Origin of the sequence: Pseudarthrobacter sp. WHRI 8279 (genome assembly GCF_040224115.2) — a bacterium.
Lineage (GTDB): Bacteria > Actinomycetota > Actinomycetes > Actinomycetales > Micrococcaceae > Arthrobacter.
Window position 1 is genome coordinate 2,936,831 of record NZ_CP168162.1, and the last position, 23,404, is coordinate 2,960,234.

The following is a 23,404-nucleotide window of genomic DNA, read 5'->3' on the forward strand; positions in this document are numbered from 1 at the left end:
TCCCTGGTTGTCTGTCTGATCCCATCCTGCGCCCTCAAAGAGCCGGCGGCGCTCCCCGCCCCGCCGGCGAACTAAGATGGATCAGATGACCAACCACCGGCCCGGCCCCGCCGTGGCCTGCTGAAAGTAGCGCGCACCATGCCATCCCAACCGGACGAGAGTGCGGCACTGGCAATACAGACTCCCGCCATCAACGACCGCTCCCTGGCGGCCGGGCTGGCGTATGCCATGGGAAGCCGCGTCTCGGGCATCTCGTTCGACGCCGCCACCGGGCTCATGCTGGGCAAGGTCCGCGGCGGCGCGGACCTGCCCTACTCCACCACGGCCAAGCTGGTCCGCAAGGGCGGTGGCTGGAGCTGCACCGTGGGCGTGTGCAGCTGCCCGGTCCGCAAGGACTGCAAGCACGTGGCGGCGCTGCTCTTCGCCGCCGAGGACAACCCGGCCATCCGGGTCCAGCTGCTCACGCCGTCAACATCCACCCAGGTGTCCCGCAACCCCTCCGTTTCTGCGCTGTCCGACTGGGAGCAGGCCCTCAGCCCGCTGATCTCCCAGCCGGGAGCCACCCCGTCCAACGCCGGGGTTCCGCTGGCGCTCCAGTTCGAGGTGGAAGAACCGGCGCCGCACTTTTCCTACACCGGCCGGCGTGATCCGCAGCGCAGCGTCCGCCAGCTCAAGGCCCGGCCCGTCATCATGGGCGCCAAGGGCAAGTGGATCCGCGGCGATGTCTCCTGGACCACGCTGAACTACCTGAACTTCCGGCGCGAGTGCAACCCCGCGCACGTGGAATGGCTGCAGGAGTTCCTGGCTGCCCATTCCGCCGCGGCCAACCGGACGTACAACTCCTCCGGCTTCTGGCTGGGGCTGAACTCCTTCGCAGGGAAGAACCTGTGGAGCCTGCTGGAAGACGCCGGCAAAATCGGCCTCGCACTGGTCCACTCGCGCGGCACTGAGCCGGTGCGCCTCGCAGCGTCGCCCGCCGCCGTCGGCCTTAATCTGAGCCGTTACGGCTCGCCGTTGGCCGCCCCTTCCGCAGCGGACGAGACGGCACCCGCTGCAGCGGCCAAGGACCAGTCGTCCGACGGCGGGCTGGAACTTTCGCCCACTATCGCCGTTGAGGGCGTGGAGATTGATCCGGCGTCAGTGGGAACCATCGGCCGCCCCGCCCACGGGATTTTCTTCACCACCGATGCCCTGGCCACCGACGGCGGTGCGCTGCCCGGCGTTGGCGAGGCCACTGCGGGCGAAAACGTGATTACGCTGGCTGCCCTGGAAGGTGGCCTGAGCGAGGAACTTCTGACGTTCGTGACCGCGGGCAGCACGCTGCATATTCCGGCCAAGGACGAGTCCCGCTTCCTGACGGGCTTCTACCCGAAGCTGAAGCAGACGGCCCGGGTCACCGCCCGGGACGAGTCCGTGGAGCTCCCGGCGCTGGCCGTCCCCACCCTGTCCCTGCTGGCCAACTACGGCGCGGACCACCGGGTGCGGCTGCACTGGGAGTGGCACTACAAGAGCGGAAACCTGGTCACGGCGCAGCCCCTCTGGCGGCACCCCGGCGACCACGGCTACCGCGACGACACCGCCGAGGCCCGGATCCTCGAAGGCCTGGGCCAGCCGTGGGACGTGGTCCATGCCCTGGGTGAGTCCGCCACCGGCGGCTGGGGCACGCCACGGCTGGCGGCGTCCGCGGAACTGAAGGGCCTGGACACCCTGGCGTTCACCGAGGAAGTCCTGCCCCGGCTGCGCGAAGCCCCGGACGTCGAGGTGGATACCGTCGGCGAGATTGCTGAGTACCGTGAGGCCGAGGAAGCGCCGGTGGTATCCATTTCCACCAAGGCCACCGAGCAGCGCGACTGGTTCGACCTCGGCATCCAGATCACCCTGGAGGGGCAGCCGGTCTCCTTCGCGGCAGTCTTCTCCGCGCTGGCGTCCGGCCAGACCAAGATGCTGCTGCCCAGCGGCGCCTACTTCTCCCTGGACCTGCCCGAGCTGCACCAGCTGCGCGCACTGATCGAGGAGGCGCGCTCCCTGCAGGACAACAAGGACGCACCCCTGCAGATCAGCCGGTTCCAGGCCGGGCTGTGGGACGAGCTTGCCCAGTTGGGAATCGTGGATGAGCAGGCGGCCGCGTGGCGTTCAGCGGTGGGCGGCCTGCTTGAAGGCGGCGTGGACGGCCTGCCGTTGCCCGCCACCCTTAATGCAGAGCTCCGGCCGTACCAGCTGGAGGGCTTCAACTGGCTCACGTTCCTGTACCGGCACAGCCTGGGTGGAATCCTCGCCGACGACATGGGCCTGGGCAAGACGGTGCAGGCGCTCGCCCTGATGTGCGCGGCAAAGGAGCTCTCGCTGGCGGCAGCCGGGCAGAATGCGGCGTCCGACGCCGGTGCTCCCTTTTTGGTGGTTGCCCCCACCAGCGTGGTGGGCAACTGGGCAGCGGAAGCGGCGCGTTTCGCCCCGGGCCTGAAAGTCCACGCCGTCAGCGAGACGTTCGCCAAGAGCAACCAGGCCCCGGCTGAGGCACTGGCCGGCGCCGATATTGTGATCACCTCCTACGCCCTGTTCCGGATCGACTACGAGGCCTACGCCTCCCGCACCTGGTCCGGCCTGGTGCTGGACGAGGCGCAGTTCGTGAAGAACCACCAGTCCAAGGCGTACCAGTGCGCCCGCAAACTCCCGGCGGCTTTCAAGCTGGCCATCACGGGCACGCCGCTGGAGAACAACCTGATGGAGTTCTGGGCGCTTACCTCGATCGTTGCGCCCGGACTGTTCTCCAGCCCCAAGCGCTTTGCCGAGTACTACCAGAAGCCCGTGGAGAAGAACGGTGACAAGGGGCAGCTGGACAAGCTCCGCCGTCGGGTCCGTCCGCTGATGATGCGCCGCACCAAGGACCAGGTGATCAAGGACCTGCCGCCCAAGCAGGAGCAGATCCTGGAAGTGGTGCTCAACCCGCGCCACCAGAAGGTGTACCAGACGCACCTGCAGCGCGAACGGCAGAAGATCCTGGGGCTGATCGAGGACGTGAACAAGAACCGGTTCACAATCTTCCAGTCACTGACCCTGCTGCGGCAGCTCAGCCTGGACGCGTCCCTGGTGGACCCGGCGCTTTCTGCGGTGCGGTCAAGCAAGCTGGACGTGCTGTTCGAGCAGCTGGAGGACCTCGTGGCAGAGGGGCACCGGGCACTGATCTTCAGCCAGTTCACCGGGTTCCTGGGGAAGGTCCGGGAGCGGCTGGACGAGGAAAAAATCGAGTACTGCTACCTCGACGGCGGCACCCGCAACCGTGCGGACGTGGTCAACGAGTTCAAGAACGGCAGCGCTCCGGTGTTCCTGATTTCGCTGAAGGCCGGCGGGTTTGGGCTGAACCTCACGGAGGCCGACTACGTGTTCCTGCTGGACCCGTGGTGGAACCCGGCTTCCGAAGCGCAGGCCGTGGACCGGACCCACCGCATTGGCCAGGCACGGAACGTGATGGTCTACCGGCTGGTGGCCAAGGACACCATCGAGGAAAAGGTCATGGCGCTCAAGGCCCGGAAGTCGCAGCTGTTTTCCGATGTCATGGAAGGCGATGCCCTGGCCGGCGGCGCCATCACGGCGGAGGACCTGGCGGGGCTGTTCAAGGAGTAGCGGTGAAGGCGGGGCTTTGGGCCCTACATCCGTATCCGAGCGGACCGTAGTGTGGGACCAGCAGAGCGACTGGCGGGCGCCTGCCGAATCCCGGGAGGCAAACCGTGAAATCGGCCAACGCGAGCATCATCGCCGGCATCGTCCTGATCTCGGCGGGCGTACTGCTGCTGCTGGACCTGCTCAATGTCATCGAGAGCGCCGCCTATGTGCCGATGCTGATCTTCGCCGCCATAGGGGCCGTGTTCCTGTCCGTTTTCATCCGAAGCCCGGAGAACTGGTGGGCCGCGATCCCCGGCTCGGTGTTCCTCGGCCTGGCAGCCGTGATCGCCGCCTCCCAGTTCACGGACGGCGGCGCCGGCGCGAGTTTCCTGTTCCTCTTCATGGCCGCCGGGTTCGCCGCGGTCTACCTGCGCCAGCGGGGCAACTGGTGGGCTGTGATCCCCACCGGCGTGATGCTGACGCTGGCCGTCATTGTTACCCTTCCGCAGGATCTGCAGGGCATGCCCGTGGCGGCCGTCCTGTTCCTGGGCCTGGCGGCCACCTTCGGTGTGCTGTCCCTGGTTCCCGTTCCCGACGCCGGTCCCGCCGGGCGGATGAAGTGGCCCCTGATCCCGGCGGCCGTCCTGGGCGTGCTGGGCGTGATCTTCGCCCTGCAGTCTACGGCACTGCTCATCGCCGCGGACATCCTGGTCCTGACCCTCATGATCATGGCGGGCATAGCTTTGTTGGTCTACGCTTACCGCGCCCTTCATGGCGGCCACGGCAAGGCGCACGGCTAAGCTGAAGGCTCCAAGGAACTACAACGTTGGAGAACCAGTGCAAGAGCCCCTCACTCCCCTGCGCCCGGACGCCTTCGGGACGCCCTATGCTGACCCCGTTTGGGACGGCCCAACGGATCCCATCCTGGTTCCCGACCACCTCACCGGCGACTGGGTGCTTTTCTACACCCAGCGCCGGGCCACGGCGCCGGGGTTGTCAGGCGTGGAGTGGGTGCACGGCACGGCCATCGGCGCGGCCCGCTCATCCGACGGCGGCGCAACCTGGGAGTACCAGGGCACCGTGGGCGGACTGGTGCCGCCGGAAACTGAACTTCCGGCAACCCTCTGGGCGCCCGAAGTCGTACGCATCGGCGACGAGTGGCTGATGTACATCAGCGTCCTGGGCGGGGTGCGGAAGGACTGGACCGGCAAGGCAGAAATCGTGCAGTTCGCCAGCAGGGACCTGGTGCACTGGGAGCATCTCGGCCCCATCAACCTCGATTCGCCACGAGTGATTGACGCCGCCGTCGCACGCTGCGGGGATGGCCGCTACCGGCTCTGGTACAAGGACGAGGCACGCGGCTCCAACACCTACAGCGCGGTGAGCGATACGCCGCGCGACCCCTCGTCCTGGACGCTGGAAGGCCTCACCATTCCCGGCCGTCCGCACGAAGGGCCCAAGGTCTTTGCGCTTGAGGGAACGTACTGGATGATCGTGGACGAGTGGCGGGGCCAGGGCATTTACCGTTCGGCGGACGGCACGGGCAGCTGGGTCCGGCAGGAGCACCTCGACGGCCTGATCCTCACCCAGCCGGAGCACGTGGACGGGCGGCCCGTCGTCGGACGCCACGCGGACGTGGTGCCCCTCGAACCGGGTGATGACGGTAAAGAGCGGGCCCTTCTGGCCTACTTCACCCATTCGCATTGGGGCGGCGAGGACATCGACACCATGGCCCCGGACCCCAAGACCCGCCTGAGCCACGTCCGCGGTGCCGTTTTGGAGGTCCGGGACGGGAACGTCGTCTGCAGCGAGCACTGAACACTGAGTTCTGGACTAACCAGGCGCTTCACAACATGACAAAGGGCCAGCCCTGGAACTATAAGCCGGCTGCTGCCGGCACCGGTCCAGGGGTGGCCCTCTGCCTGACTCGTGCTCCGGATAACGCCCATCCGGAATCTTTGGGAAACCTAAGCGCGCTGCGGAGAGCCCAGCTCCACCGGATCCTCGTCCGTAAGGTAAGCGAGCTCGGAGTGTGCCGCCAGGTCGATGCCGCGCATCTCGTCCTCCGGGTTGATCCGCAGGCCGATCGTCTTGTCCAGGATCTTGGCGAGCACCCAGGTGATGCCGAAGGAGTAGACCAGCACGGTCACCGTTGCCAGGGACTGGACGCCGAGCAGTTCCACGCCGCCGCCATAGAAGAGTCCGCTGACTCCGTTCGGCGCCGCGTCGGTGGCAAAGAAGCCGATCAGCAGCGTGCCCAGGATGCCGCCTACCAGGTGGACACCCACGACGTCGAGCGAGTCGTCATAGCCCAGGCGGTACTTCAGTTCAATGGCCAGCGAGCAGACGGCCCCGGCGATCGCGCCGATGGCCACCGCGCCCAGCGGGCTTACCGCACCGCAGGCGGGGGTAATGGCCACGAGCGCTGAGATCAGGCCGGAGGCTGCACCCATGCTGGTGGCTGCGCCGCGGCGGAGCCGTTCCACGAGGGCCCAGGCCAGGAGGCCGGCCGAGGCAGCCACAGCAGTGTTGAGGAACACCACCGACGCCGAGTGGCCGGCAGACAGCGCTGAGCCGGCGTTGAAGCCGAACCAGCCGACCCACAGGAGGCCTGCACCCACCAGCACCAGCGGCCGGCTGTGCGGCTTCGCGTGCTCCACCTTGGGCCAGCCCGAGCTCTTGCCCAGGACCAGTGCCAGGGCCAGGGCGGCCGCGCCGGCGTTCATGTGCACCGCGGTGCCGCCGGCAAAGTCGATGGCCTCGATGCCGCTGGCAATCCAGCCGCCGGTCACGCTGCCGTCCTCGGAGGAGAAGGCGAACACCCAGTGCGCCACCGGGAAGTAGACGATGGTGGCCCAGATGCCGGCGAACAGCATCCACGCGCCGAACTTCATGCGTCCGGCAGCCGCGCCGGCCACCAGCGCGGTGGTGACGCAGGCGAAGAACAGCTGGAAGGCCGCGAACAGGGCCACCGGAATGGACGCCTCTGCGTCCTCAGCCATCAGCTGCCCCAGGCCGGGGAACTCTGTGACGTCACCGATCAGGCCCAGGCCGCCCACTGAATTGCCAAAGGCCAGCGAGTATCCGAACAGTGCCCAGAGGACGGCCACCAGGCTGGCGCCGCCGAAGCACATCATCATCATGTTGAGAATGCGGCGCGAGCCCACCATGCCCCCGTAGAACAGGGCAAGGGCGGGGATCATCATGCAGACCAGCGCTGCGCTGGCCAAAATCCAAGCGACATTTCCCGAATCCATGGGAAACCCCTTTCGTGATGCGAGGAGAGAACGCCAAATCGCCCGTTGGAGCCACTCCGGAGGAGGGACGCGGAGTCAGTACCACGTTCATCGGAGGGCAGCTATTGCCGTCTGGTTCCAACTGTATGGCGGCAGGAATGGGCTGGGTTTCCGGTGTGTTAAATGATCGTTTCGGTCATCCACACGCGAGTTTCAGCCGTCCCGCTGACCGCAGGAGTGCTGGCCAGCAGTGCTGAAGCCGGAGTGCTGGGCCTGAAGGACCCTACTTGGCGGAGATGGCCAGGAACGTGATGGGAAGGTCCAGCAGCTTGAGCGGCCCGTGCGGCCCTTCGCCGTCCAGCAGCAGGGAATCGCCGGGCTCCATGGCGTACTCGTAGGAGCCGTGGCCGTACACCATCCTGCCGGCGAGCATGTAGATGAACTCCGTGCCGGGGTGCTGGAACAGCGGGAACACGTCGGAGGCGTCCGTGAGCGTCACCAGCGTGGGTTCCAGGGCATCGGTCCGGCCCTTGATCGTGCCCAGGACGCGGTATTCGTGGCCGTGCTGGGTGCCGCTGCGGACGGTGAGGCTCCCCTGGCCGCTCTTGGTGAAGGTGGCGTCGCGGTCCGTGTCCGCGCCACGGAACAATGCGGTGACCGGCACTTTCAGTCCGTCAGCAAGGCGCTGCAGCGTGGTCAGGGAACATGAGGTGGTGGCGGTTTCCACGCGCGAAATCATTGCCTTGGAGAGGCCTGTCCGGGCGGCCAGTTCCGCCGAGGACAGCCCGGCCGCCGTGCGGTAGTGGCGCACCTGGGCTGCGATGACCTGCTCCAGCCGGCCTGCGGCCTGCCCGTCAGCCTGCGCCTCTTCGTGCGCCGCTTCCGGCTCCTCTTCCTGCCCGCTGGCGGAATCGGCTGCCTGTTCGGCTGCGTGGTCGGTCATAGCAGCCATCTTAGGCACGGAACCGGGAGGGAGGACGACGACGGCGGCGCTACCTGGGTGCGCGGGTGTCGCCTGCCAGCCCCGCGAGGGAGTCCGCCAGCGCATGTGCGCCGGCCTCGGCATCCCGGTCCTCCACCAGCTCTTCGGGGGAATGCGAGATGCCCGTGGGATTGCGGACGAAGATCATGGCCGTCGGCAGGTGTGAGCTGAGGACGCCGGCGTCGTGCCCTGCACCAGTGGCCAGAATTGGCGCAGCCGGAAGCAGTTCCCGCAGCCGGTCGCGCAGCCCGCCGTCGAAATGCACGGTGGGGCTGAGCGATTCCATGGTCAGGTCCGCGGTGCAGCCCTCCTCCGCGGCGAACACCTGCGCAGTCAGCCCGATGGCTTCCACCAGTGCCGCGGTGACGGAGTCGTCAGGGTGCCGGGCATCGATCCACAGGTCCACGCGGGAGGCGATCACATTGGTGCCACAGGGCACCGGCTGGACCCTGCCCACGGTGGCCCTGGCGTCGCGGTACTTCCGGGCGGTATCTCGGATGCCGACCACCACTTTGGCTGCCGCAATCATCGGATCCCTGCGGTCCTTCATCAGGGTGGTGCCGGCGTGGTTGCCCTGGCCGCTGATGCTCAGCTTCCAGCGGCCGTGGCCCAGGATGGAGGAGCCGATTGCCACGGGCTGGTCCAGGTCAATCAGTCCCCTGCCCTGTTCCACGTGCAGTTCCACAAAAACGCCCAACTGCTGGAGCGTCCCGTAGTCCGCTCCGACCAGGCGCGGGTCCTGGCTGTTCGCAGCGGCGACGTCAGCATAGGTGTTGCCGTCGGGGTCCTTAAGCCGGCGCGCCTTGTCCGGGTCCAGGGCTCCGGTGAGGAGTCGGGAACCCAGGCAGGCAACGCCAAACCGGGAGCCTTCCTCTTCCGGGAAGACCGCGATGGCCAGCGGGCGCCGGGGCCGGAGTCCGCGGGTTTTGAGGATGTCGACGGCGACCAGCGCCGATGTGACGCCGAGCGGGCCGTCGTACTCGCCGCCGCCGGGAACGGAATCCAAGTGGCTTCCGGTGACGACGGCGTCCTTCCGGGTGCGTGCTGCGGTATCCCACCAGGCCCAGATGATGCCGTTGTGGTCCGTGTGGACATCCAGGCCGCGCCGTTCTGCCTGCTCAACGAACCAGCCGCGGAGGTCCGTCTCGGCGGTGGAGAACACCGGACGCGAGTACCCGCCCCGTGAGGCGTCCCTGCCGATGGTGGAGATGTCACGAAGGAGGCCGGCAACAGTGGGGGTGCTTGTCCGGCCCGAAGGCAGGGCATCCGCCGTGGGGTCCGCCGTGGGTATTGTCTGTGGAAGGCTCACTGGTATCCGTTCTAGGTGGTCACAGCTGCTGGGGACGCGGTCCGGAACCGGTCCGGAACACCGCCGGAGCCGTCGGCCAGGTCCGCCGCCCACTGCCCGATCAGCGGTGCGAATTTGGCGCCGTGGCCGGAACAGGGGGAGATGATTGTCAGGTTGTCCACGCGGTCGATGAGGAAATCCTCGTTGGGTGTGTTGGTGAACAGGCAGGTTGTTTCGGCGTAGGGCTTCGGGTCCAGGCCGGGCAGGTAGCGCTGCACGTACTCCACCACCCGGCGGCGGTTGGCGGGGTCCACTTCGCCGGTCTGCCGTGCCGCGGAAGGAATCAGCTTGCCGCCGTTGTACTCCGCCACTTTCTGCCCGGCGAAGCCGGCATCCCGCCCGCCGGGAAGGCCATAGGCCTGGATGTCCGCAGCCTTGTGGATGAAGGTAGGCCAGCCGCCGGCACCCGGAGCAGCGCCGCCGTCGTAATCCGCAGGGGCGTAATCCTTGGAGGCGTGGTCCGCAGGGGCGTGGTCCCGGTACTTGAAGTGGAAGGCCTGCTCCTGCCGGACGGTGACCTCCGGGAGCCCGGCCAGGAAACCTGCTGGAAGGGACAGACGCCCCAGCAGCGCCGGGAGCCACCCGCCGGCGCTGATCACCACGTTGCCGGCGTCGTGCGTTTGCCCGGTGGTGGAGTGCAGCCGGTAACCGGCACCCGTCCGCTCCACGCTTTGCAGCTCCCAGCCGGCCAGCAGCCGGGCGCCGTGCTCGACGGCGAGGCTTACCATCGCGGTGACGGCGCCTTCCGCGTCGATCACCCCCGCGCCGGGGTGCCAGAGGACGTCGGTGTCGAAGGCGATCTGCGGCCAGCGTGCGCGGGCGTCGGCCGCGGACAGGAGTTCGTGCTCGATCCCTTCCCCAGCCAGCACCGAGGCCAGCAGCCGGGGATTGCGCTCCGGCCCGTAGTCCACGGCGCCGAAAGGGGTGATCAGGGGCGTGCCGCATGCGGCAGAGAGTCCGTCCCACAGGCCCTTCGATTCCACCACCGCGCGGGTGTAGAAGGGGTCGGAGTAGGCGTAGCGGAAGATCCTGGCGGAGCCGTGGGAACTGCCGTCGTGGCTGGCCGGGACGTTGCGCTCCAGGATGGTCACCTGGTGCCCGCGGGCGGCCAGCTGCCAGGCGGTGGCGGCACCGGCCAGCCCGGCGCCCACCACCACAAAATCTGACCCGCCGGAAAAAGCCTCAGGCATCAGAAGCTTCCCTGCACTCCGGGGATCCACGAGGTGCCGGCCAGCGGCACGCGGGCCATGGCGGACGCCTCGATGGTGAGCGCCACCAGGTCCTCGGGCTCCAGGTTGTGCAGGTGCGACTTCCCGCAGGCCCGGGCAATGGTCTGGGCCTCCATGGTGAGGACGCGCAGGTAGTTTGCCAGCCGCTTGCCGGCAGCCACCGGGTCCAGCCGGGAGGACAGCTCCGGGTCCTGGGTGGTGATGCCGGCGGGGTCGCGGCCGTCCTGGAAGTCATCGTAGAAACCGGCGGCGGAGCCGAGCGCGGAGTACTCGGCGGCAAAACGGGGATCGTTGTCGCCGAGGGCGATCAGCGCAGCCGTGCCAATGGCCACGGCGTCAGCGCCGAGGGCCATGGCCTTGGCGACGTCCGCCCCGGTACGGATGCCGCCGGAGACGATGAGCTGGACTTTCCGGTGCACACCGAGCTCCTGCAGTGCCTGGACGGCCTGCGGGATGGCGGCAAGGGTGGGGATCCCGACGTTTTCGATAAACACCTGCTGCGTCGCCGCCGTCCCGCCCTGCATGCCATCCACCACAACAACGTCGGCGCCGGACTTCACCGCGAGGGCGGTGTCGTAGTACGGCCGGGAAGCGCCGATCTTGACGTAGATGGGGGTCTTCCAGTCGGTGATTTCGCGCAGTTCGCCGATCTTGATTTCAAGGTCGTCCGGGCCGGTCCAGTCCGGGTGGCGGCTGGCCGACCGCTGGTCGATCCCGACCGGCAGGGTGCGCATCCCGGCGACGCGTTCGGTAATCTTCTGGCCCAGCAGCATGCCGCCGCCGCCGGGCTTGGCGCCCTGGCCAAGCACGATCTCGATGGCGTCGGCCTTGCGGAGGTCGTCCGGGTTCATGCCGTAACGGGACGGGAGGTACTGGTACACCAGGTGCTTGGACTGGCCTCGCTCCTCAGGCGTCATGCCGCCGTCGCCCGTTGTTGTGGAGGTTCCCACCTCCGAAGCGCCGCGGCCCAGCGCCTCCTTGGCGTTGGCGGAGAGGGCGCCGAAGCTCATGCCGGCTATGGTCACCGGGGTCTGCAGGTGCAGCGGGCGGGTGGCGTGCCGGTCGCCGAGGACGACGTCGGTATCGCACTTTTCGCGGTAGCCCTCCAGCGGATAGCGGGACATGGAGGCGCCGAGGAACAGCAGGTCATCAAAGTGCGGGACCTTGCGCTTGGCGCCCCAGCCGCGGATGTCGTAGACGCCGGTGGCCGCAGCGCGCTGGATGTCCGCGATGGTGGCGCGGTCGAACGTGGCGGATTCGCGGAGGCCCAGTTCAGCAATGTTCTGGGTGGGCGCCTGCTGCGGAACGGAGGTGATGGTCATGGTGGGCTCCTAGTACTGCGTCGAGTTGTCGACGTGGAAGTGGTAGAGGTTCCGGGCTGAGCCGTAGCGCTTGAAGTCGGCAGGGTTGTCCGTGCGGCCGGCGGCGGCGAGCAGCTCCGCGAGCTCGGCGAGGTGCTCTGGCATCACCGGTTTTTCGACGCAGTCCGCGCCGAGGGAGGCCACCGTGCCTTTGACGTAGATCCGTGCCTCGTAGATGGAGTCGCCCAGGGCGTCCCCGGCGTCGCCGCAGACCACCAGCCGCCCGGCCTGCGCCATGAACGCGGACATGTGGCCGATGTTGCCGCCCACCACGATGTCCACGCCCTTCATGGAGATCCCGCAGCGGGCGCCGGCGTTACCGTCGATGACCACCAGACCACCGTGGCCGGTGGCGGCTGCTGACTGGGAAGCATCTCCCTTGACGTGGACGCGGCCGGACATGATGTTCTCCGCAAGGCCGACGCCGGCGTTGCCGTTGATGGTGACGTCGCCTTTTTGGTGCATCCCGGCTGCGTAGTAGCCGGCGTGGCCGTCGATGGTCACCTGAATGTCCGCGTCGATGCCGACGGCGAGGCTGTGCTTGCCGCCGGGGCTGGCCACGGCCCAGGATTGACCGTCAACCGCGTTGTGGACGGCCTGGTTCAGTTCCCGGACGCTGGTGGCGGCCAGGTCCACGGTGGCGGCCTCCGGCTCCCGGGCTTCCGGGGCGGCGGTTGCCGTGCTTTCGGGGGCTGTCAGAGTGACCATGTGTAGACCTTTCCGGGTTCCGGTTCAAAGATGAGGGCGTTGCTGATGCCGGGAAGGCCGGCCAGGGCGCGGTATTCGGAGGCCATGGCCACGTAGTCGTCCGTTTCGGCGATGATGGCCGGTTTACAGGCGATGGGGTCGCGGACCACGGCCATGCTGTCCGCGGTGGTGACCACCAGGGTGTAGAAACCGTCCAGGACCTTGCCGAGGTTCACCAGGGCTTCCTCCAGGGTGTCGCCCTGCTTCAGCCGGGAGGCGACGTAGCGGGCGCCCACTTCGGTGTCGTTTTCGGAGTCGAACACCACGCCTTCGCGCCTGAGCTCGCGGCGGACAGTGGCGTGGTTGGAGAAGGAGCCGTTGTGGACCAGGCAGAGGTCGTCGGCAACCGAGAACGGGTGGGAGCCGCCGGCGGTAACAGCGGACTCGGTGGCCATCCGGGTGTGGGACAGTCCCTGGCTTCCCGCCATCGCCTCCAGTCCGTGCTCGGCGGCGATTTCCATGGGGTGGCCCACGCTTTTCATGACCGCTACATGCTCGCCGCGGCCAATGATGGTGGCGCCGGGCAGGGTTTCGCTGACCGCTTTCACCAGCAGATCAGTCCCGACGGCGGCGCTCACCAGGGTGGTATCGCCCACCACTTGGACGGCTGCTGCCGCACCGGCCGGAAGCGCGCCGGCAAGGAGAGCCGCGACGCCGGCGGTGATGTCCGCCGTCGTCATTCCCTGGTCCTTGCCCAGCAGGCTGAGGGTGGACGTACCCGGGGAAACCAGGCCGGGGGTGTTGTAGACGGCCAGGCCGGCGGAGTCCGGTCCGCGGTCCACGATCTGGCACAGCATGGAGGACAGCAGGCTGCCCATTTGGGGGTGCAGCGAGGGGTTGCGCAGCTGCAGCGCGGCGATTCCGCACATGGTGGGGTCCTTACTCAATAGCGTCTGGTGGTGTGACTGGATGGAGGACTGGTCAGATCGACGTCAAATACGTGCGTATTTCCCAGTCGCTGACCTGGTTGTGCCAGCTCAGGAATTCCTCTTCCTTGGCGTCCGCGTAGTACCTGCCGATCTCCGGGTTGCCGCTGAGGCTGGCCAGGATGACGGGGTCCTGCCGCAGGGCTTCCACGGCGTGGAGAAGGGTGGCCGGCAGCTGGTGCGCGTCCGGCCTGGACTCGCCGGGACCGGACGGGGCACCCGGATCGGAGGCTTTCTCCACGCCGTCCAGCCCGGCGGAAATCGCGGTGGCAATGGCCAGGTACGGGTTGGCTGAGCCGTCCCCGGAGCGCAGCTCGATCCGCTTGTTGTCCGGGACACGGATCATGTGGGTGCGGTCGTTGCCGCCGAAGGATGCCTTGCGGGGTGACCACGTGGCACCCGAGGAACTGGTGGTGGCGCCTGTCCTTTTGTAGGAATTCACTGTCGGGGCGAGGAACGCCTGAAGTGCCGGAGCGTGCTCCAGGATGCCGGCGATGAAGGAGTAGGCGAGGCTGGAAATCCCAAGGCCCCTGCCGTCGTCGTTACTTCCCCCGCCGGTTGCGCCGCCGTCGCCTGCACCGCTGCCCGCTGCCGGAAACAGCGCCTCCGCGCCGGACCACAGGGACAGGTGGAAGTGCAGGCCGGTGCCGGTGCGGTCGGTGAAGGGCTTGGGCATGAAGGTGGCCGTCATGCCGCGCTGTTCGGCCAGGATGTTCAGGATGTAGCGGAGGGTGACCACCCGGTCCGCCGTGGTGAGGGCATCGGCGTAGTTGAAGTTCTGCTCGAACTGGCCGGCGGCGTCCTCGTGGTCATTGGCATAGTTGCCCCAGCCCAGGCCGTTCATCGCCTCGGAAATGCCGGTGAGGTGGTCATACATGCGGGTGACGCCGCGGGCGTCGTAGCAGGGGCGGGGCGAATCGTCCCGGCCATCGGCGGTACTCAGCGTCCCGTCGTCGTTCTTCTTCACCAGGAAGTACTCCACCTCGGCTCCCACCTTTGCCTGCATGCCCTTCTCCGCCAGGCGGGCAAGGGTGTTCTTCAGGATCACCCGCGGGGCGTAGGGCCAGGGCTTGCCGTTGACGTGCGGGTCGCAGTGGATGATGGCCAGGCCCTCCTTGATGAAGGGGACCGGGGTGAAGGAGGCGAGATCCGGCACGGCGATCAGGTCCGGGTCCTGCGGCTTCTGGCCCATCAGGCCCGCAGCGTAGCCGGCGAAGCCCATGGCACCGTCTTCGAGTTCGTCGGCGGCTTCAACGGGGACCAGCTTGGCGCAGGGCTTGCCGGTCATGTCCACGAAGGTGGCCAGCAGGAAGCGGACGCCGTGGGCCTGGGCGATGTCCGCCAGGGAAATCGTGGGCGCCCCGGATACTTCGCGTTCTTCGGCGAAGGGCGGAGCGGTTACAGCAGGGGTTGCGACACTGGTCATCGAAACGTTCCTGTTCATTGGGTTAGCTATCAGTAAACCTTGTTGCACCAGAGTATCCAAAGTGGTGTTTCGCCGGATCGCCGGCAATGTTAATTCGATGTTTCGCAGCGGGCTCGCGGTCACTGGACGGATCCCGGAGGGCCGCAGCACCTCCCGCCCATGCCAACCGGCCAGCACCGGACAGCTAAGCTGGGAAAACCCGGCAGCACGGCGAGTGCACGGCACGGGTTAAGCGGGTCCGGCAGTGAGGATCCTTGCCACTGGCCGCGGAAGGAATGCGTAATGGCGCGAGCGACAGTCCAGGACGTCGCCAGGACGGCTGGCGTCTCCGTGGGGACCGTCTCCCGCGTCCTCAATGGCAGCCCGGCCGTCAGTGAGTCGAGCAAGGCAAAGGTGGCCGCAGCCATCCGCCAGCTCAACTACCGGCCCCTCGCCTCCGCCCGCGACCTGCGCCGCGACCGCACCATGCGGATCCTCGCCCTGGCCAAGAACTTGTACTCGCCGGTCATCAGCGAAGTCTTCCGCGGCGCCGGGGATGCTGCCGCCCTGTCCGGCTACGTCACCCTCATCGCACCGACAGCCGGGGACAGGGAACGCGAACAGCAGCTGGTGGACATGCTGCGCAACGGCTCGGTGGACGGACTGATCATGTTTTCGCCAACAATGCCGGACGAAGACGTCGAGGAGATGGCTGAGCAGCTGAGTGTGGTCCAGGTCTGCGAGATCGCTGACGCCGAGGCGGCATTCGGCGTATCCATCGACGACCGGCAGGCGGCCTTCGATATCACAAGGCACCTCATCAGGACCGGCGGCCGGCGGATGGCGATGATCGGCACCAGGGTGGCCCGGTCCGGCCGGCTCCGCGAGGAAGGCTTCCGCAGGGCTGTTGCCGAAGCGGGGCTGTCTCCCGACCACATGCTTTTCACGGACGGGGACTTCGATTTCCATGCCGGCCGGCGCCTCGCCCGGGAGCTTCTCGGCTTGCGCCCCCTGCCCGACGCCGTGTTCTGCGGCAGCGACACAGTGGCTGCCGGATGCGTCCGCGAAATTACCGACGCGGGGTTGCGGGTACCCGGCGACATTGCCGTCGCAGGGTTTGACGACTCCATCCAGGCGGAGATGTGCGTCCCGGAGCTCACCACCATCAGGCAGCCGGCCTACGCCATGGGACAGCTGGCCTTTGAAGCACTCCTGGCGCGGATGACCGAGCCGGAAGGGTACCGCCGCGGGCGGACCTTCCTCCCCCACGAGCTGGTGGTCCGGGACTCCACCAACGGCTGAGGCCAAGGGTTGACAGTCCAACGTGGCTCCTGTCACACTTCTTTGGAATCGATTCCAAACACGGCGGACATTACTTTTCCTCCTTTGTGGAATCGATTCCAAAACGACCCGGAAAAAGAAGCCAGCCAGGCAAAGGAGCCACTCGTGGACTTGATTCGACCTACCTCTCTGTCGCCGGAGGACACCACCGCATCCGTGCCCAACACGCGCAAGAGCGGAACGGGCGGCGCGTCCCGGCGGCGCACGCGCATCACCGCGGCCGCGGCTGCGGCCATGGCTGCCGGCCTGCTGCTGACCGCGTGCGGTGGCGGAGCTGCAACCCAGGCAACGGAGGCACCCGCAGCGGATCCGGCGTCGGCCGCCAATGCCACCGGCAGCCTCAATGTCTGCGGCGGCAAGGACGCCTCCGGCATCTACAAGGGCACGGTTGAGGCTTTCACCAAGGCCAATGGCAAGGTCACCGCCAAATACACCGAAATCGGGGCCACCACCGATGAGGCCCGCACACAGGCTGTGCAGCGGCTCGAAGGCAAGTCCTCGGAGTGCGACATCTTCGTCACGGACGTCATCTGGACCTCCGAGTTCGCATCCCAGGGCTGGATCCTTGACCAAACCGAGCTCGTGGAGGCCAGCAAGGACCGCTTTATCCCCTCCACGGTGGAGACCGCCAAATACGAGGACAAGTACTGGGCTTCCCCGTTCTTCACCAACGCCGGACTGGTCTACTACCAAAAGGACAAGGTAGCCAAACCCGAAACCTGGCAGCAGCTCTATGCTGAAGCGGCCGGGGCTGAGGGGAACAGCTTCGTCTACCAGGGCAAGCAGTACGAGGGCCTCACGGTGAACTTCCTTGAAATGCTCTACAGCGCCGGCGGAGAGGTGCTGGACGAAAACGGCGACGTCAAGATCGATTCACCGGAAACACGTGAAGTCCTGGACTTCATGGTGCAGGGCCTCAAGGACGGCGCGGCGGACCGCGCTGTGCTGACCTACAACGAGGACCCGGCACGCCTGGCCTACGAGTCCGGCAACTTTGGCTACCAGCGCAACTGGCCGCACGTCTACCGCCTGCTCAACGCCACCCCACTGGCGGGCACCTTCGGCGTTGCCCCGCTTCCGGCCTGGGAAGGCGGCAAGGCCTCCGGCGTCCTGGGCGGCTGGAACCTGGCCATCTCGGCCCACTCGGCAAACCAGGCCGGCGCTGTGGCCTTCATTGATTTCGCCACCACCCCGGACTGGCAGAAGCACGTGGCGATGGACTTCTCGCAGGCCCCCGTCAACGAGGCAGCGTACGCAGACCCCGAAGTCCTGGCCAAGATGCCGTTTGCCACCGAACTGCTCGCCTCGGTGAAGGGTGCCAAGCCGCGCCCGATCTCCCCGGTCTACCCGCAGATCTCCCAGGCGATCTACAAGAACGTCTACGCCGTGCTGTCCGGCACCGCCACAACCGAGGATGCGGTGAAGACCATGGCCGACGAGCTTACGGCCGCAAAGGCGAGCTTCTGAGCATGGCAACCAAGTCCCTGTCCCCCGCCCGCCGGGGATCCAGCCGCGGCGTCAGCGGCCGTGACCGGGAGGAGCGGCGCCTGGCGTTCCGGATGACCGCTCCGTCCCTGGTCCTCATGGCCCTGGTGGCGGCTGTCCCCATCGGCTATGCCCTCTGGCTGTCCCTCAACCAGTACAGCGTCCGTACCGCCGGACTGTCACGCTTCGTCGGGCTGGACAACTACATCGCAGCCCTCACCGGGCCGCACTGGTGGGCTGCGTTCGGCCAGACGTTCCTGTTCGCGGGGCTCTCGGTCTCGCTCGAGCTGGTGCTCGGGACAGGCATGGCGCTGCTGCTCAACCTTGCCTTCAAGGGCCGCGCCCTCCTGCGCACCGTGGTGCTGCTGCCCTATGCGGTGGTAACGGTGGTCAGTGCCATCACCTGGGAAACGATGTTCCAGCCCAACCTGGGCCTGGTCACGAATGTCCTGTCAACGCTGGGCCTTCCTGGCGGGGACGTCGTCTGGCTCGGCGAGCACGGCTACGCGATGGCGGTGATTGTCCTTGCCGATGTCTGGAAGACGACGCCGTTCGCGGCCCTCATCATCCTGGCCGGGCTGCAGGTCATTTCGTCCGAGACCTACGAGGCCGCGGAACTGGACGGCGCCAGCAAGTGGCAGGCCTTCCTTTACGTCACCCTGCCCCTGCTCCGTCCGGCGATTGTGCTGGCGGCGATCTTCCGCACCATGGATGCCCTGCGCGTCTTCGACCTGCCGTTCGTGCTGACCCGCGGCGCGAACGGCACCGAGTCGATGTCCATGCTGGCCTACACCGAGTTGCGCGAAAACCGTTTGGTGGGTGAAGGATCGGCCCTGTCCATCCTCACCTTCCTCACGGTCATGGTGGTCTCAGTGGTGTACATCCGCTTCGCAGGGGGCAACATCCGTGAAGTTGCCAAGGAGGAACAATGAGCACGCTGACCCCACAGCGCACGGCGGCGGAACCCGCGGCCCCGGGCGCACGGACAACCAGGCGCAGGACGCGCGGCAGGGCACAGCTTCATCCGGTGGTGTGGGTATTCGTCATCGCAGTGATGGGCTTCTCACTCATACCGTTCTACTGGCTGGTCAATACCTCGCTCAAGAAAGGCGTGAGCCTGTCCCAGGGGGAACTCTTCCCAAGCCAGCCGACCTTCGAGAACTATGCGGCCGTGTTCCAGAACGCGGAGTTCCTCCTGGCCCTGCGCAACTCGGTGATCATCGCCGTCGTCACCACCACGGTGGCCCTGGTGCTGGCATCCTTCGCCGCCTATGCCCTGGCCAGGCTCAAAATGCGCCGCAAGGCGCTGATCCTTACCCTCATCCTGTCTGTCACCACCTTCCCGGCCATTGCCATCGCGGCCCCGTTGTTCTCCATCTGGCGGGAAATAGGTTTGTACGACACGCTCCTGGGCCTGATCATCCCGAAACTGACTTTCGCGTTGCCCCTGGCTATTTACACGCTGACCTCCTTCTTCCGGGAGATCCCGCGCGAACTGGAGGAATCGGCCTACATGGACGGGGCCACGCCGTTCACCGCCTTCCGCAAAGTCATCCTGCCCCTGGCCGTCCCGGGCCTTGCCACGACGGCGATCCTCGTGTTCATCTCGGTATGGAACGAATTCCTGCTTGCCGTCACCCTGACCACGTCCCCGGAAGCCCGTCCGGTCCCGGTGGCCATAGCGTTCTTCAGCGGGACCAGCGAGTTTGACCAGCCGCTGGGCACCATCAGTGCAGCGTCGGTGATCATCACGGTCCCGCTGGTGGTCCTGGTGCTCCTGTGCCAGAAGCGCATTGTCTCCGGCATGACCGCCGGTGCCGTCAAGGGCTAGCCCCCCCTAAGTTCACACCCACAAGAAAAAGGAAAACCCCGTGAGTAACGAGCAGTCCCCCAGCCTGCAGGCTTCTGCCCTGCAAGAACCACACTCCAAGGAACTGAGGGTAGGCGTTGTCGGCATCGGCTGGGCCGGACAGCAGCACCTCATGGCCTACAACGCCCTGGAAGGTGTCCGAATCGTGGCGCTGGCGGGAATGGAGGAGGAACTCCGCAACTCGCTGCAGGCCGAATACTCCATTCCCAACGCGTTCGCCGACTGGAAAGACATGCTGGAGCACGGCGGGCTGGACGCGATCAGCGTGGCAGTGCCCACCTTCCTGCACGCGCCCATCGCCATTGCCGCCCTGGAACGGGGAATCCACGTGCTGAGCGAGAAGCCAATCGCGCGCAACGCCGTCGAAGGCCAGGCCATGGTGGATGCCGCGCGCAAGGCGGGGCGCGTCCTGGACGTCGCCTTCAACCACCGCCGCCGCGGCGACATCAAGGCGCTCAAAGGTGTCATTGAAGACGGCGGGCTGGGCCGGCCGTATTATGCCAAGGCCTCCTGGCTCCGCCGCTCCGGCATCCCCACGCTGGGCAGCTGGTTCACCAACCCGGAGCTCGCCGGCGGCGGACCGCTGGCGGACATCGGCGTCCACGCGCTGGACTACGCCCTGCACCTTCTCGGTGAGCCAAAGGTGGTGGCGGTCTCCGCCGCCACGCACTCGGAGCTGGGCCCCCAGGGGCGGGGCGGTGGAAGCAGGTACTCAGCGCAGGCCACCAGCCACGCATTCGAGGTTGAGGACTTCGCGTCGGCGTTCCTCCGGCTGGAGGGCGGCGGAACACTGGTGATCGAGGCCAGCTGGGCAACGTACCGGGAAACGGATGACCTCCTGGACTTCACCGTCTACGGCACCGACGGCGGAGCCGAGCTCAAGGTGCAGGGCGCACCCTTCCCGCCCGTGGGCCAGCTCCGGGTCTTCACCGACAAGGAGGGCGAATCCGCCGACTATGTGCCGCCGGTGCTTCCGGGCCGCGCCCATGACGCAGTGGTGGAAGACTTCGTAACGGCAGTGCGCGGCGGCGAGCAGGCCTGGGGCGAGCACGACGGCTCCCTGGCGCTGTACCGGGCACAGATCATCGATGCGTGCTACCAGTCGGCACGCGAACAGAGGGAGGTTCGTCTCTAATGACCGACAAGCTGAGAATCCGCGTCTGGAACGAGGGCGTCCACGAGGCCATCAACGAGCCCTCGCACATCGGGGAGATCTACCCCGACGGTATCCACGGCGCCATCGCCGCAGGGCTCCGCTCCCACTACCCCGAGGCGGAAATCACGACGGCGGTGCTGGCCACCGACGACGAGCACGGCCTGGACGAGGAGGTGCTCGCCGAGACGGACGTCCTGCTCTGGTGGGGACACATGGCCCACCACGAGGTGAGCGACGCCGTCGTCGAACGCGTCCACCGGCATGTGCTGGGCGGGATGGGACTCATCGTGCTCCACTCCGGGCACTTCGCCAAGGTCTTCACCAAGCTGCTGGGCACCACCTGCTCGCTGGCATGGCGGAACGACGGCGAGCGCGAGCTCGTGTGGACCGTAAAGCCGTCACACCCCATTGCCGAAGGCGTGGACAGCCCCATTGTCATCCCCGAGCAGGAGATGTACGGGGAACTGTTCGACATCCCTGACCCGGACGACCTGATCTTCATCAGCTCGTTCGCCGGCGGCGAGGTGTTCCGTTCCGGCGTGACCTTCACCCGCGGCAAGGGACGCATCTTCTACTTCAGCCCGGGCGACCAGGAGTACCCGGTGTACCACCACCCGCAGATCCAGCGGGTCCTGGCCAACGGCGTGAAGTGGGCGGCCCAGCCGGAGCTGCACCGTGCCGTTCCGGAGGTCACCAACCCCGCGCGGAACTGGTTCGGCGACGCCTAGGAGTTTTTGTCCAGGTATGCAGGCTTCCAAGGCCTTTAAGTCGTCTTATCTGGACAAAAACTCCATTGCCGCGGCGAATGGAATGACGGTGCCGTCAGGGAAGCCGAATCCTTCGCCGGGGACAAGGCGGACGGCATAAGCTTCCACAGCGTCCTCCCCGGCGAGGACGACGACGGCGGCGTAGTCGCCGTCGCCAACGGCATCTGAGGTGCCAATCCAGGGGATAACAAGGCTCTCCCCCATGGGGTGCGGTGCGTCCCGTCGCCAGGTGCCGGCGTCGTCAAGGCGAGTGCCGAAACCGGGCACGGGACGTACCGCACTGGCCATGCCGGACGCCGCGTCCACCGGCCAGCCGCCGATCCGGAGCTTCGCCTCCTGGTCCTGGTCCGTGCCCCGCACCCGGACCAGCCGCAGCTCAGCGGCGCCCTGCGTCAGGGACACTACCGTCACCTCCGGTCCCGGAGTGGCCGTGCCGCGGGCACCGCTGCCATGGTCCGGCCCGGCATCGGGATCCACGGCAATCCAGTTGACGGTGCTCCGCGAGGCGCCCGCCAGCACCCCGCCCAGGTCCTGCTGCCCGAGGTATTCAAAGCCGGTCCTGTGGGTGGTCCGCCCTGCGCTGTCCACCAGGACGACGGCGTTGTCCAGGGACTCCGGCTCAAGGTCCGGAAACGTGTGCGTGGAGTAGCCAAGCCGGGCATAAAGTGGCGAATCCGCCACCTTCACACCGGCGTTGGCGTGGTCCGTGCCGTGGTTCCGGATCCGCACCACGCCGTCGGCCACCGTCCCGTCCACCTGCCAGCCCGGGGCCTGGATGAGGCGCCGGGTGTCTCCGGTTTCCACGGGCAGCGGTTCCTCAACGGCTGTCCAGACGCGGTGGTCCGCCGGCAACGCAAGGCCCAGCATGCCCTTGGCCGCCCAGTACGGTGAACCGGCGCCGGAGTAGGACTGCTTCATCCCCGGGAACTCGCCGTGCCAGCCGATGGAGAGCAGCCCGTCCCCGGTGATGGCGCCCCGGCGGACAAAGTAGTCCAGGATTCCCGACGCCGCCCGCCGCGTGACACCCGGACTCAGCCGCGTGTGACCGGACAGCTCACCGGTCCAGAACGGCGCGGCCGCGGCGAACCGGTAGATCAGGCTGCGGCCCTGGATCAGCGGGGCGCCGTTGGCCCCCACCAGATGGACGGCGTCGTCCAGGAAATCGGCCAGCCGCCCGCCGTCGAGCTTTGCCCGGGCCTTGACCCGCGGATCGCCGGGCGCCATCAGCTCCCACAGTTGCGGGTAGACCTGGAAGGCCCAGCCAACGTAATGGTCATAGGCCCGCTCGGTCCCGTCCGCGAACCAGCCGTGGCCCCGGTACAGGGAGTCGTGGATGGCCAGGCCGGCGTCGATGTCCTGGTCCGAGTACCTGCCGCCCACCGAGGCCAGGAAAGTCTCGACGACGATCTGGAACCACACCCAGTTGATGGGCGGGTATTCCTCCCCGATCACGGTCTCGAACCACGCGATGAGCTGTTCCTGGACGCGCTGCGGCAGCTTGTCCCAGAGCATGTCCCGCGTGAGGGCCAGGCCAACGGCCAGCGAGGCCGCCTCCACTTTCGCCTGGCCGAGCTCCCCCGGCGTAGGCCAGCGGTCCGGGTTGGCCGGGTTGGTGCCGGCGTCGAGCCCCTTGGCATACCAGTCGGCGATCCAGCCGGTGCCGCCTGGGTCGCCCGCCATCCGGAAAGAAGCCAGCAGGAACGTCCGTGCAAACGCTTCCAGGGAATCGCTGCGCGGGCCATAGGCGCTGTTGGCGCCAGGGAGGTGGAGGTTCGCGTGGTCCTCAGTGGCGTGCCGGTGTGCCGAGCGCAGCAAATAGTCCGCGTAGGCGCACCAGTGCTCGCGGGTCAGGCCGGTGAACGGCGAGAGCTGCCGGTCCAGCGGGGGCAGGGTCAAGGAAACGGGAGGAGCTGTGGCGGGCATGGATTCCCCAAAGGTCAGGTGGTGGCGG

At 67.2% G+C, this 23,404-nt stretch carries 18 protein-coding genes; 9 read left to right on the forward strand and 9 right to left on the reverse strand.

The window, feature by feature from the left end:
* Positions 1-138 precede the first annotated feature (138 nt).
* The 3 genes from ABRP28_RS13575 (at position 139) to ABRP28_RS13585 (ending at position 5,418) form a co-directional block, all read left to right on the forward strand.
* Entirely contained in the window at positions 139-3,621 is a 3,483-nt protein-coding gene (locus ABRP28_RS13575; RefSeq protein ID WP_350004016.1) for a DEAD/DEAH box helicase, read from the forward strand.
* A 104-nt stretch (positions 3,622-3,725) separates the two neighbouring features.
* Entirely contained in the window at positions 3,726-4,400 is a 675-nt protein-coding gene (locus tag ABRP28_RS13580; RefSeq protein ID WP_350004017.1) for a hypothetical protein, read from the forward strand.
* Between the two features lie 37 nt (positions 4,401-4,437).
* Positions 4,438-5,418 (forward strand): glycoside hydrolase, encoded by a 981-nt coding sequence (locus tag ABRP28_RS13585; protein WP_350004018.1) that lies wholly within the window; start codon positions 4,438-4,440, stop codon positions 5,416-5,418.
* Between the two features lie 149 nt (positions 5,419-5,567).
* On the opposite strand, the gene ABRP28_RS13590 is transcribed toward ABRP28_RS13585, so the two are convergent.
* The 8 genes from ABRP28_RS13590 to glnT all read right to left on the reverse strand — a co-directional run bounded on the left by ABRP28_RS13590 (position 5,568) and on the right by glnT (position 14,855).
* Positions 5,568-6,857 carry an ammonium transporter gene (locus ABRP28_RS13590; RefSeq protein ID WP_104186513.1) on the reverse strand — a complete coding sequence of 430 codons (1,290 nt, stop codon included), beginning with the start codon at positions 6,855-6,857 and terminating at the stop codon, positions 5,568-5,570.
* A 262-nt stretch (positions 6,858-7,119) separates the two neighbouring features.
* Positions 7,120-7,779 (reverse strand): XRE family transcriptional regulator, encoded by a 660-nt coding sequence (locus tag ABRP28_RS13595; RefSeq protein WP_350004019.1) that lies wholly within the window; start codon positions 7,777-7,779, stop codon positions 7,120-7,122.
* A 49-nt stretch (positions 7,780-7,828) separates the two neighbouring features.
* Positions 7,829-9,079 carry an allantoate amidohydrolase gene (locus ABRP28_RS13600; protein WP_350004112.1) on the reverse strand — a complete coding sequence of 417 codons (1,251 nt, stop codon included), beginning with the start codon at positions 9,077-9,079 and terminating at the stop codon, positions 7,829-7,831.
* A 59-nt stretch (positions 9,080-9,138) separates the two neighbouring features.
* Positions 9,139-10,356 (reverse strand): FAD-dependent oxidoreductase, encoded by a 1,218-nt coding sequence (locus ABRP28_RS13605; RefSeq protein ID WP_350004020.1) that lies wholly within the window; start codon positions 10,354-10,356, stop codon positions 9,139-9,141.
* Positions 10,356-11,717 (reverse strand): FMN-binding glutamate synthase family protein, encoded by a 1,362-nt coding sequence (locus ABRP28_RS13610; protein ID WP_231455263.1) that lies wholly within the window; start codon positions 11,715-11,717, stop codon positions 10,356-10,358. The genes ABRP28_RS13605 and ABRP28_RS13610 overlap by 1 nt, the downstream gene beginning before the upstream one ends.
* Before the next feature lie 9 nt (positions 11,718-11,726).
* Positions 11,727-12,464, reverse strand: coding sequence for a protein glxC (locus tag ABRP28_RS13615; RefSeq protein WP_350004021.1), 738 nt, complete (start codon positions 12,462-12,464; stop codon positions 11,727-11,729).
* Positions 12,452-13,390: a glutamine amidotransferase gene (locus tag ABRP28_RS13620; protein ID WP_374152856.1), complete on the reverse strand. Its 939-nt coding sequence runs from the start codon at positions 13,388-13,390 to the stop codon at positions 12,452-12,454. Before ABRP28_RS13620 ends, ABRP28_RS13615 begins: the two co-directional genes overlap by 13 nt.
* 34 nt (positions 13,391-13,424) lie before the next feature.
* Positions 13,425-14,855, reverse strand: coding sequence for a type III glutamate--ammonia ligase (glnT, locus tag ABRP28_RS13625; protein ID WP_350004023.1), 1,431 nt, complete (start codon positions 14,853-14,855; stop codon positions 13,425-13,427).
* 282 nt (positions 14,856-15,137) lie between these two features.
* Between glnT and ABRP28_RS13630 the strand changes: the two genes are divergently transcribed.
* From ABRP28_RS13630 to ABRP28_RS13655, 6 genes are all read left to right on the forward strand, one after another.
* Complete coding sequence (locus tag ABRP28_RS13630; protein WP_350004024.1) at positions 15,138-16,136, forward strand: LacI family DNA-binding transcriptional regulator; 999 nt, start codon at positions 15,138-15,140, stop codon at positions 16,134-16,136.
* A 144-nt stretch (positions 16,137-16,280) separates the two neighbouring features.
* Positions 16,281-17,642 carry an ABC transporter substrate-binding protein gene (locus ABRP28_RS13635; RefSeq protein WP_350004025.1) on the forward strand — a complete coding sequence of 454 codons (1,362 nt, stop codon included), beginning with the start codon at positions 16,281-16,283 and terminating at the stop codon, positions 17,640-17,642.
* A 2-nt stretch (positions 17,643-17,644) separates the two neighbouring features.
* Positions 17,645-18,592, forward strand: coding sequence for a sugar ABC transporter permease (locus ABRP28_RS13640; RefSeq protein WP_350004026.1), 948 nt, complete (start codon positions 17,645-17,647; stop codon positions 18,590-18,592).
* Positions 18,589-19,491 (forward strand): carbohydrate ABC transporter permease, encoded by a 903-nt coding sequence (locus tag ABRP28_RS13645; protein WP_350004027.1) that lies wholly within the window; start codon positions 18,589-18,591, stop codon positions 19,489-19,491. The genes ABRP28_RS13640 and ABRP28_RS13645 overlap by 4 nt, the downstream gene beginning before the upstream one ends.
* 40 nt (positions 19,492-19,531) lie before the next feature.
* The gene (locus tag ABRP28_RS13650; protein WP_374152857.1) at positions 19,532-20,665 is read left to right on the forward strand and encodes a Gfo/Idh/MocA family protein; all 1,134 of its coding nucleotides are present in this window, start codon (positions 19,532-19,534) and stop codon (positions 20,663-20,665) included.
* Positions 20,665-21,414 (forward strand): ThuA domain-containing protein, encoded by a 750-nt coding sequence (locus tag ABRP28_RS13655; protein ID WP_350004028.1) that lies wholly within the window; start codon positions 20,665-20,667, stop codon positions 21,412-21,414. The genes ABRP28_RS13650 and ABRP28_RS13655 overlap by 1 nt, the downstream gene beginning before the upstream one ends.
* 45 nt (positions 21,415-21,459) lie before the next feature.
* Here the strand turns inward: ABRP28_RS13655 and ABRP28_RS13660 are convergent, their stop codons facing one another.
* Positions 21,460-23,376 (reverse strand): DUF2264 domain-containing protein, encoded by a 1,917-nt coding sequence (locus ABRP28_RS13660; RefSeq protein WP_350004029.1) that lies wholly within the window; start codon positions 23,374-23,376, stop codon positions 21,460-21,462.
* Positions 23,377-23,404: the final 28 nt, after the last annotated feature.